The sequence below is a fragment of the Parahaliea mediterranea genome, from assembly GCF_003402235.1.
Taxonomy (GTDB): Bacteria; Pseudomonadota; Gammaproteobacteria; order Pseudomonadales; family Halieaceae; genus Parahaliea; species Parahaliea mediterranea.
The window spans coordinates 69268-86850 of the sequence record NZ_QEWO01000008.1 but is presented as its reverse complement, the minus strand read 5'-3'; the positions used below and the strand labels follow the sequence as shown (position 1 = coordinate 86850).

Genomic DNA, 17583 nt, shown 5'->3' with positions numbered 1-17583 from the left:
CTTGGCGGCCTTCGGGCCGCTTCTTTATGTCTGTGGCACAATGCGCCCTTTGCGCGGCTGCGAAGTGCGAGACCACCTGTGAACCTTCTGCTGGGCCTGGCCCCGGTACTGCTGCTGCTGGCGGCGCTGCACCTGCTGGATGCCTATCGCCTGGTGTCCCGCTGGCGGGTGCTGCGGGTTATCGCCGCCGGTGGCCTTGCCGCCCTGGCCTGCCTCTGGCTCAGCCGCCAGCTGTGGTGGCTGGCCCGGGAGGGCAGCCTTTCCACCTACTGGCTGCTGCCCCTGGCCGAAGAGCTGGCCAAGGCCCTGGTCATCCTGCTGCTGTTTCGCTTTCATCGCATTGGCTTTCTGGTGGATGCCGCCATCCTCGGCTTTGCCGTGGGCGCCGGCTTCTCCATCGTCGAAAACCTGTATTACGCCGCGGTGCTTAAACCCCTGCCGGCGGGGGTATGGCTGGTGCGCGGCTTTGGTACCGCCCTGATGCACGGCGGCGTCAGCGCCATCTTTGCCCTGCTCACCCAGCTGCTTACCGAGCGCAACCACCGTGGCCTGCACTACTGCCTGCCGGGGCTGGCCATGGCCGTGGGCCTGCACTGGCTGTTCAATCGATTCTACCTGTCGCCGCTGGTCCACACCCTGCTGGTAGTGAGCGTACTGCCCGCCCTGCTGCTGTTTGTCTTCCAGCGCAGCGCCCTAGCCATGCAGCGCTGGCTGCAACAGGGGCTGGATGGCGACATGGCTCTGCTTGAGCTGATCCGCAGCGGTGAATTCGGTCACTCCCGCCTTGGCAACTTCCTCAACGACCTGGGCCAGCGCTTCGACCCCATCGTCGTGGTGGACATGCTCTGCTACCTGCGCCTGTACACCGAACTGAGCCTGCGCGCCAAGGGCGTGCTGATGATGCGCGAGCAGGGGTTTGACGTGCCGGGGGGCGAAGGCCTGGAAGGGCACCTGCAGGAGCTGGCCTATCTGGAAAAAAGCGTAGGCCGCACCGGCATGCTCGCCCTGCGCCCACTGCTTGCCGGCGACCGCCGCGACCGCTGGCAGATTCGCCTGGTGAGCGAGCTGGAGAAGCGCAAAAATCCCGGTTGAGGATTGTCCCCGACCTCCTTATAATCGCCACCCTCTTTACAGGACTATAGCTCAGTTGGTTAGAGCGCTACCTTGACATGGTAGAGGTCCCCAGTTCGAATCTGGGTAGTCCTACCAAACAAAAAACCCCGCTCAGCCGCAGGTTGAGCGGGGTTTTTTGTTTGGAGGATTATTCCCCCGATCCGAACTAACCATCGACAAACCCTCCCTGAGGGAGAGTTTGCAACGAGGCGCGCCAGCGCTTGAGCCCCGCAGGGGTCGTTGCAGCCCCACGGCTGCAACGATTCATCTGCCGCGCCGACCTCTTGCGGCAGCCGTTCAACTGGCCTCGCTTAATTGTGCTTCCAGGGCCTGTTCAACCAGCTTGTTCAGGCTGACCTTGCGAGCCTTTGCAACCAGAACGGCTTTTTCGTGCAGCTGTGGGGCAACACGCACGTTGAAGCGGCCGGAGTAGTCCCTCTTTACAGGCAGGCCGCGTTCCTTACAAACGGAAATAAACGCGTTTAGTGAACGCTCAGCTTCGCGCTTTAAGCCCTTTACGGTATCCGCGTAAAAGTCCGCACCGCCGTTGAGGCCAAGGAACTCGCCACGGAACATGTCAATTTCCGGGTCGTATTTTACGGTTGCCCGGTAACCGTTCACGTTCAGCACATCAATCACGGCGCTACTCCATTATCTTCCAGCCACTTCCGCACGCTGGCTACGGCACCCTTGTCGGTATCAGGGCTGGGATGGGGCCGGTGGAATACCCTGACTTGCTCCCGCCAGACAATGGCCACGCGGCTACCTTTGCGTTCTTCCTATTCGGCCCCAAGCGCCTGGAATAAAAACTCAATGTCCTTCCACGGTATGGTGCCGCTAACAGGGCGGTCAAACACCTTTGCCAGGGTTTGTTGTTGCTTTTTGTTCATCTGAAAATACTGCCACAAAATAGTACCACCAAATACAAGCCAATGTGACCAACCCGATTGGAGGGCGGGAACTGCGCTCCCTGCGAGAGCGCCTGCATCAAGGCGCGCCAGCGCCCGAGCCCGCCAAAGCACAATCAGCCATAACTTCCCCCACCTCCATTCCCATCGCCTGCGTCTGGTACACTCCCCGCCAATAACAGAACAAGCCCATCGGGCGGGGAGGGGACGCAGGTCATGGCAGACCCGCAACAGGCTGAGCCGGCCGCGGGCAAGTGGCGGCGGGAGTTGCGCAACCATCCGGTTATCCGGGTGGGGGGTGCCTATTGCGTGGTCGCCTGGCTGCTGATGCAGATAGGCGAGATTGTGCTGCCCAGCTTTGATGCCCCCGCCTGGATCATGCAGACGCTGATTGCCGCGCTGGTGGCGGGCCTGCCGGTGGTGCTGGTGCTGGCTCGCTTTACCCGCCTGCCCAGCCTTGTCGGGCTGGCCGAGCCGGTGCCGAGCCCGGTGCAGTTCCAGGTTCGCCCCGACCCGGTGCAGGAAGCCGGCGATATTCTGCGGCTGAAATCCGCCAGCCTGGCAGTGCCGATGGATCTCTCTGAATCCCGCCAGGTGACTACGCTGGTGGTATCCCTGCAGGGCCTGCTGCGCGGGCGTGAAGACCCGGAAACCCTGCTGGGCTTTGTGGCCAGCATTGAGCAGGACATCGCCCAGGCGGTGGCGGGCTATGAGGGCACCCGCATGCCCAGCGGGCGCAATGAAATCGTGGTGGCCTTTGGTTTTCCGCTGGCCCATGAGGACGACGCCCGCCGCGCGGCGCGCCTGTCGCAGGAATTGTTGGAGCTGGTGCGCACCCACGATATTGCCGACGGGCCGGATACCCGGGTGATCAGCCGTGCCGGGCTGCATTCATCCACCATCATCATTGATGAAGGCGCCGGTGATGCGGATGTCATGTCACTGCTTGGCGACACGGTGAGCGTGGCCGCCTTCCTGCAGGCCGCCGCGGCAGAGGGTGAGACCGCCATCAGCGAAGACACGCGCACCCTGTTGCGCGCGGGCTTTTATGTGGATGAAGTGGCCCGGCAATCCCACCCGCGCCTGGGGCAGGGGGTGGCGGTATACCAGCTGGGCCGCGAACTGACGGCCGACCTCGCCAACGTGATGGCAGATCACGGGCAGCTGTTTGGGCGGGAACACGAGCGTTCGCTGGTCATGCAGCAGTGGCACACGGTACTGGAGGGCGAATCGGAATACGTGCTGATCAAGGGCGAGCCGGGCATGGGCAAGACCAGCCTGCTGTTCGACGTGGTCAGGGAACTGATGGTGCAGGACAAGGCCCAGCTGATGCTGCTGACCTGCGAGCCCTACTACCGCGAATCCCCCTTTCGGCCCCTGCTGAACTTCTTTGAAAGCAGCGTTTTCCAGGGCGAGCGCCTGAACCCGGCCCAGCGGCTGGAGCGCCTGCAGGACTTTGTTGGCAACGTGCTCAAAGACGGCGACGAGGAGGCTGTGCCCCTGCTGGCGGCGCTGCTGTCCAACGGTGACGATGAGCTCGGCCTGGCTACCGACAACAGCAGCAAGCGGGTGCGCGAAAAGACCCTGGCGCTGCTGGTGTCGCTGATGGAGCGCTTCTCCGCCCGCAAGCCGTTGGTGTTGGCGGTGGAGGATTTGCACTGGGCGGACCCTTCCACACGCGACCTGATAGAAAGCCTGTTGGCCTACGACCCATCCACTCCCATCTTTGGGCTGTTTACCGCCCGGCCGGAATTTGAACCGAGCTGGGTCAACCTGCCGGATGTGATTGAGCTTAACCTCAACAAACTGCCGGCGCGGGTGGCCGGGGACCTGGTGCAGCGCCAGGCCGGGGAGAACGCCCTGCCGGAACCGCTGGTGCAGCAGATTGTCGAGCATGCCGGGGGCATACCGCTGTATTTGGAACAACTCACCCGCAACCTGCTGGAGAGCCGCGAGGCCGGGGCCGGGGAGGAGGGGCTGTCCATCCCCGCCACCCTGAAGGCGTCGCTGGCGGCGCGTATCGACCACCTCGGCGCGGCCAAGCCCCTGCTGCAGCTGTGCTCGGTGATCGGCTTCGAGTTCAGCTACGAACTGCTGCGGGCGGTGTGTGCCGACAGCGATGAGAAGCTGCTGCGCCGGGTGCTCAGCGCCATCGTCAACGCCGGGCTTATCTACCAGAAGGGAGCCTTTCCCGAGGCGACCTTCAAGTTCAAGCACCGCCTCATCATGGAAGTGGCCAGCCAGTCCCTGCTGCGGCGCACCCGTCAGCGCCTGCACCAGGCCATTGCCGACAAGCTGGAGTCGGACTTCCCCCATATCTGCCAGCAGCAGCCCATGCTGGTGGCTCACCACTGCAGCCGAGCCGGCAATGCGCCCTGCGCCATCAGCTACTGGATTCGCGCGGCCCAGTTGTCCCAGGCCAAGTTCGCCAACGAAGAGGCAGTGGCCCAGGTTCAGCGGGGCCTGGCCTCTCTCAAGGATGTGCCCGATGCCGAACAGCGCAACCAGTATGAAATCACCCTGCAGAACCTGATGGGCATGATTCGCCTGGCTACCCAGGGCTACACCAACCCTGAGGTGCGGGTGGCCTTTGAGCGGGCGCTGGAACTCAGCGACAAGGTGGAGCAGACCCCGGCGCTGTTCAAGATGATCGTCGGGCTGTGGATGTACTACCTGATTCGGGGTGAGTACGATCGGGCCCTGGAACTGGCGGACCAGCTGCTGCGGCTGGCGGCGGCCATCGATGAGCCGCCGGAGTGGTTACAGGCCAACTACTGCGCCGGCTACTCCCACTATTACCGCGGGCAGATACCCACCACCCTGGAGTACTTCCAGCGCGCCCTGTCTTATATGGACGCCGACGCCGACTTCAGCCGCCAGACCCCAAGCCGCGACGATACCCGGCCCCACTTGCTGTGCATGCACGCGCTGGCATTGTGGTCCCACGGGGATCCACAGGCCGCCGACGACCACCTGGCTCGTGCCCTGTCCTGGGCGCGGCGCCACGGCCAGCCTTACTGCCTGGTGTGGGTGCTGTTTTTCTCGACCTGGTTGCAGCACATGCGCGGCAAAAAAGACGAGGCGGCCCTGTATGCCGGTGAACTCATTGATATCTGCCAGGCGCGGGGCTTCTCGTTTTTTATTCCGCTTGGCTTGTTTTTCCGTGCCGCGGTGCTGGAGGACCCGGCCGAGCGCCTGGCCTGCATGCGCGAATACCTGGGGGTGGCACTGGCAGCTGGCGCGCGTTCGGGCTGTGCCTATCTGCGCGCTGCCATAGTGGCCGAGTTGATTGACCAGCAGCAGCTGGCCGAGGCCGATGCCCTGGCCAGCGAGAACGCCGCCTACATCGACGCCCAGGGTGAATGGCTCTACAGCAGCGAGAACCAGCGCATGCAGGCGCGCATTGCCCTGTTGCGCGAGGGGAATGCCCAGCGCAGCGAAGCTTTGCTGATCGATGCCATCAACCAGGCGCGGGAGGTCAACAACCTGCCCTTTGCCCTGACCTGCGCGCTCAGCCTGTACGAGCTGCCGGGCTGTACGGCCAAGGCCCGCCGCCTGATAGACGCCCTGCTGGCCCGCTTTGCCAGCGCCGACAGTAGCGAAGACTATCAGCGGGCTTTAGCAATTGTGAACGAGGGCACTAAACACGGTCTGTCGGCCTAGCCGGATTCCCGCTAAGCTTTTGTGCTTAACTTGCGCGCTGGCGATGACTGGCGGTGAGGGTCAGGGATGACAACGCCGGCGTTGCGATGGGCCGGCAAATGGGGGGCAGTATGGGGCAGCGCAAGAAGGTTCTGATCGTCAATGTTTTCTTTCCCGACGAACGCATGGCGATCAAGCGTTCCAACCAGGTGCCCAACGCCGTGGCACCGGCCCTGCTGGGGGGCTATTTCAATGCCGATACCTGCGAGGTGCGCCTCTACAACGAGGTGAACAGCGGGTTTCTGGAGGTTTTTGAGCCGGCGTTGCTCGGCTGGCCGGATCTGCTGGTGCTGACCGGACTGACGGCGGCCTTCGACCGCCTGCTGCACCTTACCGCCTACGCCAAAACCGCCAACCCGGGGGTTATTGTTGCGGCGGGTGGGCACGGTGTGCGCGCACTGCCCACCTATTCCCGCGCCTTTTTTGACTACACTTGCCTTGGCGACGTGGATGAAATTGCCGAGGTGGCCCGCGAGGCCCTGGGGCCCGAGTACGTGGCGCGGGTGTTCCAGCCGCGCTACGACCTAGCCTACTGGATACACCGCCTGGGTTACGCCGAGTCGTCGCGCAACTGCAACTTCAAGTGCGGCTTCTGCAGCCTGACCGGTGTCGGGCGCAAGTACGAGGTGCCGCCCATGGACTACCTCGACGCGCAGATGGACGCCCTGGGCAAGCGGCCGATTTTCTTCTTCCAGGACAACCAGATCATGGGCTCCGGCCCGGACAGCTTCCGCGAGCGGGTGCAGCGCTTTGACCAGCGGCGCCGGGCCGGCCAGTTCAAGTACTGGAGCGGCTTTGTCACCGACACCTTCTTCTGGGAAGACGCCAACATCGACTTTGCCCGGGACACCGGCTGTATCTCGGTGTTCGTCGGGGTGGAATCCTTCGACGACGAGCAGTGGCTGGGCGAGCAGAACAAAAAGCAGAACAGCCGCTACAACCAGGCGGACCTGCTGCGCCGGGCCTGCGATGGCGGCGTGCTGGTGCAGTACGGGCTGGTTTACGACCCCACCCGGCACAGCCTGGCGCAGATGCGCAAGGAACTGGCGATTATCTGCGACAACCCGGAAATCCCGCCGCCGAACTTCATCTTTACCGCTATCCCCTTTCCCGGCACGCCCTTCTTCCGGGACAGCCTGGAGCAGGGCCTGCTATTGCCCAACACCCACATGCGGCACATGGAGGGCTCCACCCTCAGCCTCAAGCCCACCCTGGACCCACAGCCCGAGGTGGTGGACTTTATCCGCAGCGGGCGCCGCTTTGCCGGCTTTCGCGGGCGCTTTTTGCGCCACCAGGCCAAATTCCTGAAGCGCTACCGGCACAGCCTGAACCGCGACCAGATGCTGCTGTCCAGCATTGCCACCGCAGCCATCATGGCGCCAACGGCGGTGTTGGGCCCCGGCGCCATCCTGCGCCGCAAGGTGCAGCGCACGCATGTGTCCACCACAGAAGTGCTCGATAGCGTGTACACCCCGCGCCTGCCGGTGGCCGAGGCCTACCGGCATTACTTCCTGCCCACCAACCTGGTGGACTGGGGTGGCGAGGTGAACCCGGCACTGGCGGACGACGTGTTGCCACCGCCGCAGCAACAGGTCACGGCGGACGTGGTGCAACTGCGATGACGCAATGGCAGCGCGCCTACCGGGCCGGTGGCATAGCCGCGCTGCACCTGCTGGTGCTGGCGGCGGTGCTCGGCGGCACGGCGCGGGCCGATTGGCTGGCCTTTGCTGTTATTTACCCGCTGGCGGCCATCGGCGTTGGCGTGGCCATGCACCGCTACTTCGCCCACCGCGCCTTTGCCACCAGCCGCGCCTTCCAGTGGGTGCTGGCGCTGATGGCGGCCCTGTCGTTTGGCAATGCCGTGCACTTTGCCGGCAAGCACCGCCTGCACCACCGCCATTCCGATGCCGAGGGCGATGTGCACGCGCCGCGCCAGGGCTGGTGGCAGTGCTGGTTTGGCAGCCTGATCGACTGCGGCTACAGCGACACGGCCATCCGCCGCGAAGCCAGCCACTGGCTGCAGTGGCCGGAGCTGGCCTTTCTCTACCGCCACGGGAGCCTGCCGGCGTTGTGTGTGTGCGCTGTGCTGTACGCCACCGGCGGGTTTTCGATGATGGTCATCGGTGGCTGCCTGCCGGCGGTGCTGCTGTTGCACCAGAGCTCGGCGGTGAACTACTTCTGCCACTGCCGCGGCCGGCGCGACTTTGCCACCCGCGACGCCTCCACCAACAACGTCCTTGTCGCCCTGCTGACCTACGGCGAGGGCTGGCACAACAACCACCACCGCTTTCCGCGCTCGGCCCGGGCCGGGTTGCACTGGTGGCAACCGGATCTGTTCTACGGGGTTATCTGCATTTTCGAGTGGCTGGGCCTGGTGTGGGAGGTGCAGCGCATCGACGCCCAGCGCCTGCGCCGCGCGAGCCTGGCGCTGCAATCATGAGGGAGGCTGAATATGGAAGTTCACGACCATTCACAAACACATACCCAGGGGCACCACGGCGATCATCCGGACGAGTGCTGCGATGATCCCAACGACGCCAAGCTGCTGTCGCACATTGCCATCTCCCTCTCCGGTGGCGGGCTGCGCGCCACCGGCTTTCACCTGGGCGCGCTGGATCTGCTGGACCGTGTCGATCTGCTGCACAATGTGCACATTCTGTCGTCGGTGTCCGGTGGCAGCCTGACCGGCACCAGCTACGCCCTGTGCCAGGCGGAGGGCAAGGGCTACCAGGCCTGTTTCGATAACCTCTACGAGTTCCTGCCCGGGCTCAACACCATGGAGGAGATCTTCCGCAAGGTGAAGCGCAACCGGCGGGAGCTGTTCCCGTCCGGGCGCCGCGACCTGATTACCGCCATGGCCAATGTGCTGCACGAGCAGTATTTCACGCGGTTTTACCAGTCACATACCTTTGGCCAGTTCTGGGACAGCACCGGGGCCCACCTCACCGAGGTGATGTTCAACGCCACCGAGTTCAAGACCGGCATTGCCTTTCGCTTCCAGAAGAGCCAGTTCCCCTGCAAGATCGGCAACGGCAATGTGAGCATCAGCGATGAGCACGCCCGCCTCATGCGCATGGCCGATGTGATGGCGGCATCCGCCTGCATTCCGGCTGGCATGGAACCGCTGTTCTTTCCGGATGACTTCCACTGGCCCCGGGACGACGAGCCGGGGCGGCCGGTGTGTACCGCGGTGGCGGACGCCATCGAGCGCCAGACCAACGGCGAGAACCGCAATATCGCCCTGATGGATGGCGGGGTGTACGACAACCAGGGGGTGACCAGCATCCTGCTGGCCATGATGCGCCGCGACCGAGCCCGCCAGCTGCGCAACGGCTGCCTGGAAGACGAGCCGGAATGCGTGGTGGAGCCCACTGCCATGGAGGGCTGGAGCGAGTGGCTGCAGCGCTTTTCGCGGGCCTCCAGCACGCGGCTGGATATTGAGGACTGCGACAGCGGTGTCGATCTCAGTCACCTGCGGCTGTTTATCATCTCCGATACGCCGGTGCGCAGCGAAACCTTCTACCCCAGCAAGCCCCTGCCCGCAAGCGGCGGCTTCCTGACCCGCCGCACCCTCGGCCAGTACGATGCCTTCACCTGGGTGCTGACCGGCCTCATGGTGTTCAGCGCCGGCGACAGCCTGGTGGATTTGTGGGCGTACCGCGACCAGCTGGCGCTGCACGAATGGCCCACCTGGCGCAAGTTCCTGTCTTTTGTGTTCCCGGCGGCCGTCATGGCCCTGCTGGCGGCGCTGGTGATCAAGGTGCGTCTGGGCATCCGCCAGCTCAACAAGGAGATGGCCAAGGTCATGCCGCCCTTTCGCCAGACGCCCTGGCACTACCTGAAGCGGCTGCGCCTGGGCGAGGCGCTGTCCATGATCAACCTGCGGGTGGGCTCCACCGTGGCGCTGACCTCAAAAATCTTTATGAACCGCATTCGCCAGCTCAGTTACAGCACGGTGTTCTCCACCAGCCTGGACGAGCACTCCCTGGGTGAGCGGGTGATGACCAACGAGATTTTTACCCTGCTGGATGACTACAAGCAGCTGCCGGATGTGGCGCCCCCCAGCGAGGAGATGTGCACCATTATCACCATGGCGGCCAACACCAAGACGGCCCTGTGGCTGAACCCGTCGGTACAGTACCGCGGCTTTGGCGAGCTGGATGTGCTGGTGAGCGCCGGGCAGATGACCACCTGCTACAACCTGATGCGGCATTTGCGCAAGCGCTATGGCGCCGGTGGTGGCGGCCAGATTCCCCCGGGCAGCCGGGCCGATGCCCTGTACCAGCGCGCCCTGGCCCTGTGGGAGGAGCTGCGCGACGACCCGATGGCACTGGTGGAACAGCGCCGCGAGAGCGGCCGCCTGGCCCAGGGCTGAGGCGCGCTCAGCCCCGCCGGCCGAGGGCGCGCAGCAGGAAAAAGCCGCTCAGGCCCGCCAGCAGCGAGGCCAGCAGAATGCCGGTTTTGGCCATCAGCAGGTGATCGGCGTTGCCGGCAAAACCGAGGTCGGCAATAAAGATCGACATGGTAAAGCCGATGCCACCCAGCAGGCCGACGCCGACCACGTGGGCCATGCTCAGGCCGGCCGGCAGGGTGGCCCAGTTCAGCTTGAGCGCCAGCCAGGTAAAGCCGGCAATGCCCAGCGGCTTGCCCAGCAGCAGGCCGCAGATCACGCCGAGGGTAATCGGGTTGCCGAGGGTGGCGCCAACGTCGCTGAAGTTAATGGGAATGCCGGCGTTGGCCAGGGCAAAGATGGGGATCACAATATAGGCCACCGGCAGGTGCAGGGCGTGTTCCGCCCGCTGGGCCGGGGCCTGCACCAGATGCACGCCGTCTTCCAGCGCGCTCACCAGGGCGCGGAAGCGGTTGTTGTGGATGATGTCCGGGTTGTCCCACACCGCCTTGCGCATTTTCTTTGAGGAGTCCTCCACCTTGTCGATGAACACCTCCGGTTCGAACTTGGGGCGGATGGGAATGGTAAAGGCAATGATGACCCCGGCAATGGTGGCGTGGATGCCGCTGGCCAGCATGGCCATCCACAGCAGGGCGCCGGCAATGGCGTAGGGCAGGGTGCGGCGTATGCCCACGGCGTTCAGCAGCACCAGTAGGCCGGTGCAGGCGCCGGCGTAGAGCAGGGCGGTCAGGTCCAGCTTGTTGGTGTAGAACAGGGCGATGACCAGCACAGCCCCCAGGTCATCGACAATGGCCAGGGCGATCAGGAAGGTCACCAGCGTTTTGGGCACCCGCGCCCCCAGCAGGCTGAGGGCGCCGATGGCAAAGGCGATGTCTGTGGCCATGGGGATGCCCCAGCCAGCAACACCCGGCCCGCTGGTGTTGAAAATCCAGTAGCCCAGCGCGGGAATCAGCATGCCGCCCACTGCCGCGACAATCGGCAGCAGGGCCTGGCTGGGGGAGGACAGCTCGCCAACAAGCAGCTCGCGCTTGAGTTCCAGGCCCATCACCAGGAAGAAAAAGGCCATCAGCAGTTCGTTGATCCAGTGATGGATGGACAGGGAGAACAGGCCCTCGCCAAAGCCCAGGCTGATGTCGGTGTGCAGGAAGTGCTCGTAGGTGTCGCGCAGGGGGCTGTTGGCCACTACCAGGGCGATGACCGCGCAGATCATCAGCAGGATGCCGCTGGTGGTCTGGCGGTGGATGAATTCTTCCAGCGGCGTCATCAGCCGCTCGAAGGCGCGCTCCCAAGGGGCGTGGTGGATTCCGTCTGACATGGTTCCGCTATCTTGTGACTGGCTTGTGACTGGGCCGCTAGGATAACAGTCCAGGTGGCCCTGGTGTGTTACACCGTGCTGAGAAAAGGCCCGTCCACACACAGGCGGCGGCCGTCCGGCGCCGCGCAGGCGCCGCAGATGCCCACGCCGCACTTGGTCAGGTAGTCGATGGAGCTGAAGATCTGCTCGTCAGTGCAGAACGCGCGCTGCACCTTAACCGCCGCGTGTACCATGGGTGCCGGGCCGCAGTTATAGAACACCAGCTTCTTCCGTTCGTCCGCGTCCATCGCTGCCAGGTGTTCCCGCAGCAATTCGGTCACCACCCCGTGGTAGCCGGCGCTGCCATCGTCGGTGGCAATGTGTACCTCGGCGATCTGGGCGCATTCATCCACAAAATACAGGCGTTCGGCGCTGCGCGCCCCGGTGAACACGGTGGCATCGCCAAAGTCGCGGGCAATCTGGTACACCGCCGCCAGCCCGGTGCCGCCGGCCACGGCGACAATCTTGCCGTCTTCCGGCGGGGCCACCGGAATACCGTGGGGGCCGCGCACATAGGCCTGGGTACCGGGAGGCAGGTCCATCAGGGCGTGGGTGAACTCGCCCACGTCGATCACCGCCAGGGAGAAAGGGTCGTCGGTCAGGGCCGAGAAGGGCTTCTCGCCGAGGCCCGGAATCCACAGGAAGACGAACTCGCCGGCCTGCACGTTGATCTTGCGGTCGAAGGTGAGCACGCAGATGTCCGCGCACACGCGCTGGTTGTCCACCAGGGTGACGGGGCGGAAGTTCATGTCGATGTCGTAGCGCACCTGCGCCTCGGCGCGGTTGTTGCCGCTGTCCAGGTCTGCCGCCAGAGTGCGGAAGTAGTCGGCAATCTCGTCGGTGGTGAGGCCGATCAGGGCGGAGCCCACGCCCACCACGGTGGCGCCGGCGTCGAAGAAGGCGCGCACGTCATCGGCGCTGCTGACACCGCCGCAGCCGATGATGGGCGCGCCGGTGGCCGCGGCCACTTCGCGCACGCACTTCAGGCCGATGGGCAGCACCCCCTTGCCGGACATGCCGCCGGCGCCGTTACTCAGCACCGGGTGCCCGTGGGCGGAGGTGTAGCCCGGCCCCACGGTGTTGATGGCGCAGAAGCCATCGGCGCCACCCTCGGCGGCGGCCTGGGCAATCTCGCCGATGTTGGGGGCGTTGGGGGTCAGCTTGGGGATCACCGGAATGTCCACTACCGCCTTCACCGCGCTGACGATGGCGCGCACCATATCCGGATCCTGGCCCATGGCCATGCCGTAGCCCTTGGCGTGGGGGCAGGACAGGTTCAGCTCCAGCCCGTCTGAGACCGGCGCGAGAATTTTCGCCACCTCGACGAACTCCTCCACGCTGCCGCCGAAGATGGAGGTGAGCAGGAAGCGGTCCTCGGGCACCTTCAAGGCCGCCATCAGCTCGGCGGACTTATGGGCCCCGGGGTTGGTCAGCCCCACCGCGTTGACGAAGCAGCCCGGCGCGTACTGGCTAAGCACCGGTTCGCGGTAACCCAGGCGCGGCTCAAGGCCGATGCTCTTGGTGGTGACCACCCCGACCTCGGGCATGTGGTCGAAAACGTACTGGATGATGGGCACTGCGGTGGTCACGATGCCGGAGGGTACGGTGAAGGGGCCGGACAGGGTCTTGCCGAAGAATTCGATAGTCAAAGCGCAGCTCGGTCGGGGTCTGGTTGGATGGGGCGCCCCGCAGCGGGCCGGGGCCGGCGGCAATTATACTGCCTGGCCCCGGGGGAGTCTAAGCGCGCAGAAAGCAAGCGCGCAGAAGACAGGCGCGCGGATGACGTGGCCTCACCACCGAGCAGACGGCAGGCTTCACGCCAGCGGTTGGTATTCCCCGCTCTGCCACAGCTCGCGCAGCCGGAACTTCTGGATTTTACCGGAGCCGGTCAGGGGGAAGGCCTCCACCTCGTACCACAGGCGCGGGGTTTTCTGCGGCGACAGGTGTTCGCGCAGGTAGCTGAACAGGGCCCCCTGGTCCAGGGTTTGCCCCGGCGCCGGGCGCAGGAAGCAGGCGATTTCCTCGCCCCAGCGGTCGTGGGGCAGGCCCACCACGGCCACCTCGCCCACGCTGGGGTGGCGGAACAGGGCCTCTTCGATTTCCCGCGGGTAGATGTTCTCGCCGCCGCGGATGATCATGTCCTTGAGGCGGCCCTCCACCGTGCAGTAGCCGCGCTCGTCCATGGTGCACAGGTCGCCGGTGTGCAGCCAGCCCTCGGCGTCGATGGTTTTTTCGGTGGCCTCGGGCATGTCGAAGTACTCCAGCATGACGTGGTAGCCGCGGGTGCAGAACTCGCCAAGGGTGCCCACCGGCACGGTTTCGCCGGTTTCGGGGTCGATGATTTTGGCCTCGGTGTGGGGCATGGGCGGCCCCACGGTGTTGGCCTTGTCTTCAATGCTGTCGTCGGGGCAGGTGTGGGTGGCGGTGGGGGAGCATTCGGTCTGGCCGAAGGCAATCATGAAGGGCGCATTCAGCTCGCTCTCCAGCCGCTTGACCAGGGCCTGGGGCACGGTGGAGGCGCCAGAGCCGACCACCTCCACCGAGGACAGGTCGCGCCTGGCGTAGTCCGGGTGCTCCAGAATCGCCACCAGCATGGTGGGTACGCCGGTAAGGTTGCGGGCGCGGTAGGTTTCGATCAACTCCAGTATCAGGCCGGGGTCGAACAGCTCAGGCAGCACCAGGGTGGCCTTGGCGCCCACCGTGCCCAGCACGCCCAGGGCGCAGCCGCTGGTGTGGAACAGGGGCATGGGGTTGACGATCACCCCGCCGGTTTTGGCACGCTGGCGATGGGCGCTGAACAGGGCCACGTTGATCAGTCCCCGGTGGTGCAGTAGGGCGCCCTTGGGAAAGCCGGTGGTACCGGAGGTGTATTGGATCATTACCGGGTCGCCGGGGCGCACCGAGGGCAGCGCGGCGTCGCTGGCGCGGCCCCGGGCCAGCAGGGTGTCGAAGCCATCCAGGCAGGTCACGCTGCGCAAATCCGGGCATTCCCCGCGCACGCTCTCGGCAATGGCCAGCAGGGGATTGCCGCGGCAGTTGCGCTGCACCAGCAGGCCGCTGGCGCGGGACTGGGTGAGCACGTACTGCAGCTCCCGGGCCTGGAACGAGGGGTTGACGGTCACCAGCACCAGGCCGGCCAGGGCGGCGCCAAATTCGATCACCACCCACTCGGGAATGTTGCCGGCCCACAGGGCAATGCGCTCTCCCTGTTCAAAGTCTTCCCCCAGGGCGCGCGCCACCGCCTGGGCGTCGGCGTACAGCTCGGCGTAGGTCCACTGGCGGCGGGCGGCGGGGTCGGGCACGCCGGCGATCAGCGCGGCTTTGTCGGGGCACTCGGCGGCGGCTTCGGCCAGCAGCTCGCCCAGGGTGATGTCGCGGATGGCGGGCTCGGTGGGCCCAATGGCGTGGGATAGCTTCATGACAACCTTACCTTGTTATTGCTTTAACGCGGGATGGCCCGAGCGTAGAAGGCCAGCCGCCCGGCGGCAAGCTCGCAGTTGCGACAGGGTGGGGTGATTGGTGTGGCAGTTGCCGGAGCCGCTGTTCAGATGCTGCCGTTTCAGGTGTCACAGTCAGGTGCCACAGTTCTGGTGCCACGGTTCAAGTGCCACGGTTCAAGTGCCACGGTTCAAGTGCCACGGTTCAAGTGCCACGGTTCAAGTGCCACGGTTCAAGTGCCACAAAAAGTCTGGTGCACCACCTCCCCGGACTGTGGCGGCAGGGCGTAGCGCCTGGCTTGCGGGTCGTAGTCAAAGGGCTCAGACAGCCGCGCCAGCAGCGCCTCGAAGGGGCCAAAATCGGCCCTGTCCACCGCGGCGGCGATGGCGTCCTCCACCAAGTGGTTGCGGGGGATAAACACCGGGTTGGCCCGGTACATGGCCCCCTGGCGCTCGGCGGCGGAGCGGCCGTCCTGTTCGCAGCGGCCCTGCCAGCGCTGTATCCAGGGCAGCAAGCTGGCCGGCGGCGAAAACAGCCCGTCCACTTTCGGAGCGGGGCTGCCCGGGTCGGCAAAGTCCGCCAGGCTGCGAAAGCACAGGGTGAAGTCCACCCGCTCGGCGGCCATCAGGTCGAACAGTTCCTCCACCAGCTCGCGGTCTCCCTCGGCACTGCCCTGCCAGCCCAGCTTGCGGGCAATGCCCTGCTGGTGGGCGGCCAGGAAGCGTTCGGGGAAGGCATCCACCGCCGCTTGGGCCAGCGCCACGGCCTGGGCCTGGTTGTCGTGTAGTAGGGGCACCAGGCACTGGGCCAGCACCGACAGATTCCAGTGGGCGATGGAGGGCTGGTTGCACCAGGCGTAGCGGCCATTGTGGTCGATGGAGCTGAACACCGCCTCGGGGTGAAAGTCGTCCATAAAGGCGCAGGGGCCGTAGTCGATGGTCTCGCCGGACAGCAGCATGTTGTCGGTGTTCATCACCCCGTGGATGAAGCCGAGCAGCTGCCACTGGGACACCAGTTGCGCCTGGCGCGCAATGGCGCCCTGCAGCAGGGCCAGCGCCGGGTTGTCGCTGTGCGCCGCCTCCGGGTAGTGGCGGGCAATCACATGGTCGGCCAGCTGGCGCAGGGCGCTGGTGTCTTTACGGGCGGCAAAATACTCAAAGGTGCCGATGCGGATATGGCTGCGGGCCACCCGGGTCAGCACGGCGCCGGGCAGGGCCCGGTCGCGGTACACCGTCTCGCCGGTGGTGACCGCCGCCAGCGCCCGGCTGGTGGGGACGCCAAGGATGTGCATGGCCTCACTGACCAGGTATTCCCTGAGCACCGGGCCCAGCGGTGCACGGCCATCACCACCGCGCGACCAGGGGGTGCGGCCGGCGCCCTTGAGCTGGATGTCATAGCGCTCGCCCCGCGTATCCAGCAGCTCGCCCAGCAACACGGCCCGGCCATCGCCCAGCTGGGGGTTGAACCCGCCAAACTGGTGGCCGGCGTAGGCCGCCGCCAGCGGTTCGGCACCCTCTGGCAGCGCATTGCCGGCCAGCACCTGGGTGCCCTCGGGGGAGGCCAGCCAGTCGGCGTCCAGGCCCAGTTGCGCCGCCAGTGCCCGGTTCACCCGGATTGGCCCGGGGGCTGCCACCGGCGTGGGGGACAGGCGGGCGTAGAAGGTGTCCGGGAGCGCGGCGTAGCTGTTATCAAAGGGCCAGGTGGGCATGGGCATCGGCGTGGTGGGGGTGTGACGGGGACTGTATCACTGCCGGTGCCGGGCTGCAGCCTGTGCGGGTGGCTGTTGCCCTGCGCGGCGGCGTGAGTGGCTGCGGCGCTTTCAGCCCCGCCGTGGCGGAAACAGCAGCAGCTCCAGCACGGTGCCCACCCCTACCAGCGCCAGCACTGCTTCAAGCGGCGCACCCACCGCGTAGCCCAGGGTGCCGATCAGGGCCGAGGCGATAAAGCCGATATGCTGGGTTTTCAGGCGGAATTTCACGCTCTCGCACACCACGGGGAGGGCCGCCAGCATAGGCGCGGCCATCGGCGCGGGTAAATCCAATGGCGGTATATGACGAGACATTTACGACAATAATGGCTACGGCACTGGCTACGGCACTGGCTACGGCAATGGTGACTATATTGGCGCCTACATTGGCTAAGAAAGCGGTTAATGGTGGCGAGCAGCAGGTGTGAAAGCAGCAACAAAGCAGCAACAAAGCAGGGAAAAGCAGCGCTTTATCCCACCCCGCGATCGCTCTATAATCCCGCCCCATGTCCAAACAGCTCACGACACTGCTGACTGCCTTCTTCTTCGCCCTGGGCCTGCTGGTTCAGGCCGGGGCGGCGAGCGCCTGTGCCGGCGGCATGGCCGCTGGCGACGCGAGTAGCGAGGTAGAAAGCGAAGCAGCAAGCGGGGTTGCGGCGCACGCCCAGCACGGCGCCTCGATGAGCCTGGACCTGCCCGACTTGCCCGCCGATCCGGATTGCTGCAACAGCGACGGTGAGCGCTGCCCCATGCAGGCCTGCTTTACCGGCGCGGCCCTGCCCTGCCAGTCCGAGAGCCTGCAACTTCCCCCCCTGGCGAGCCAGTTGCCGCTGGCCCCGGTGAAAGCGGCCACACCGGCCTGTTCCCGCTTCGAACGTCCCCCCATCGTTGCCTGACACAGGACAGGTGC

12 protein-coding genes, 1 tRNA gene and 1 pseudogene are annotated in these 17583 nt (G+C 65.4%); 7 read left to right on the top strand and 7 right to left on the bottom strand.

Annotated elements, in window-relative coordinates; all coding sequences use genetic code 11:
• The first annotated feature begins 78 nt into the window (after window positions 1-78).
• Together DDZ17_RS20270 and DDZ17_RS20265 are read left to right on the top strand one after the other, a co-directional pair.
• On the top strand, window positions 79-1092 hold the full coding sequence (locus DDZ17_RS20270) for a PrsW family glutamic-type intramembrane protease (protein WP_157976765.1): 1014 nt from the start codon (window positions 79-81) through the stop codon (window positions 1090-1092).
• A 40-nt stretch (window positions 1093-1132) separates the two neighbouring features.
• Window positions 1133-1209, top strand: a tRNA-Val gene (locus DDZ17_RS20265).
• 201 nt (window positions 1210-1410) lie between these two features.
• Here DDZ17_RS20265 and DDZ17_RS20260 read toward each other — a convergent pair.
• Both DDZ17_RS20260 and DDZ17_RS23065 read right to left on the bottom strand, forming a co-directional pair.
• Entirely contained in the window at window positions 1411-1752 is a 342-nt protein-coding gene (locus DDZ17_RS20260) for a type II toxin-antitoxin system HicB family antitoxin (RefSeq protein WP_116368816.1), read from the bottom strand.
• A pseudogene (locus DDZ17_RS23065) lies at window positions 1749-1874 on the bottom strand (hypothetical protein); the annotation flags it as partial. The pseudogene DDZ17_RS23065 and the gene DDZ17_RS20260, both read right to left, overlap by 4 nt.
• Before the next feature lie 363 nt (window positions 1875-2237).
• Between DDZ17_RS23065 and DDZ17_RS20250 the strand changes: the two are divergent.
• From DDZ17_RS20250 to DDZ17_RS20235, 4 genes are all read left to right on the top strand, one after another.
• Window positions 2238-5684, top strand: a complete 3447-nt coding sequence (locus DDZ17_RS20250) for an AAA family ATPase (protein ID WP_116368815.1) — start codon at window positions 2238-2240, stop codon at window positions 5682-5684.
• A gap of 110 nt (window positions 5685-5794) precedes the next feature.
• Window positions 5795-7345, top strand: coding sequence for a B12-binding domain-containing radical SAM protein (locus DDZ17_RS20245; protein WP_116368814.1), 1551 nt, complete (start codon window positions 5795-5797; stop codon window positions 7343-7345).
• Complete coding sequence (locus DDZ17_RS20240; protein ID WP_116368813.1) at window positions 7342-8163, top strand: acyl-CoA desaturase; 822 nt, start codon at window positions 7342-7344, stop codon at window positions 8161-8163. Before DDZ17_RS20245 ends, DDZ17_RS20240 begins: the two co-directional genes overlap by 4 nt.
• A gap of 12 nt (window positions 8164-8175) precedes the next feature.
• Entirely contained in the window at window positions 8176-10098 is a 1923-nt protein-coding gene (locus DDZ17_RS20235) for a patatin-like phospholipase family protein (RefSeq protein WP_116368812.1), read from the top strand.
• Window positions 10099-10105: 7 nt separating this feature from the next.
• Here the strand turns inward: DDZ17_RS20235 and nhaA are convergent, their stop codons facing one another.
• The 5 genes from nhaA to DDZ17_RS20210 all read right to left on the bottom strand — a co-directional run bounded on the left by nhaA (window position 10106) and on the right by DDZ17_RS20210 (window position 16949).
• Window positions 10106-11449, bottom strand: a complete 1344-nt coding sequence (nhaA, locus tag DDZ17_RS20230; RefSeq protein WP_116368811.1) for a Na+/H+ antiporter NhaA — start codon at window positions 11447-11449, stop codon at window positions 10106-10108.
• Window positions 11450-11517: 68 nt separating this feature from the next.
• Entirely contained in the window at window positions 11518-13137 is a 1620-nt protein-coding gene (locus DDZ17_RS20225) for a tRNA-dihydrouridine synthase (RefSeq protein WP_116368810.1), read from the bottom strand.
• 165 nt (window positions 13138-13302) lie between these two features.
• Entirely contained in the window at window positions 13303-14907 is a 1605-nt protein-coding gene (locus DDZ17_RS20220) for an AMP-binding protein (protein WP_116368809.1), read from the bottom strand.
• A 251-nt stretch (window positions 14908-15158) separates the two neighbouring features.
• Window positions 15159-16634: a protein adenylyltransferase SelO gene (locus tag DDZ17_RS20215; protein ID WP_116368885.1), complete on the bottom strand. Its 1476-nt coding sequence runs from the start codon at window positions 16632-16634 to the stop codon at window positions 15159-15161.
• A gap of 111 nt (window positions 16635-16745) precedes the next feature.
• Entirely contained in the window at window positions 16746-16949 is a 204-nt protein-coding gene (locus DDZ17_RS20210) for a hypothetical protein (RefSeq protein ID WP_157976764.1), read from the bottom strand.
• A 230-nt stretch (window positions 16950-17179) separates the two neighbouring features.
• Between DDZ17_RS20210 and DDZ17_RS20205 the strand changes: the two genes are divergently transcribed.
• A complete protein-coding gene (locus DDZ17_RS20205; protein WP_116368807.1) occupies window positions 17180-17569 on the top strand; it encodes a hypothetical protein in 390 nt (129 codons plus the stop codon).
• The last annotated feature ends 14 nt before the right edge of the window (window positions 17570-17583 follow it).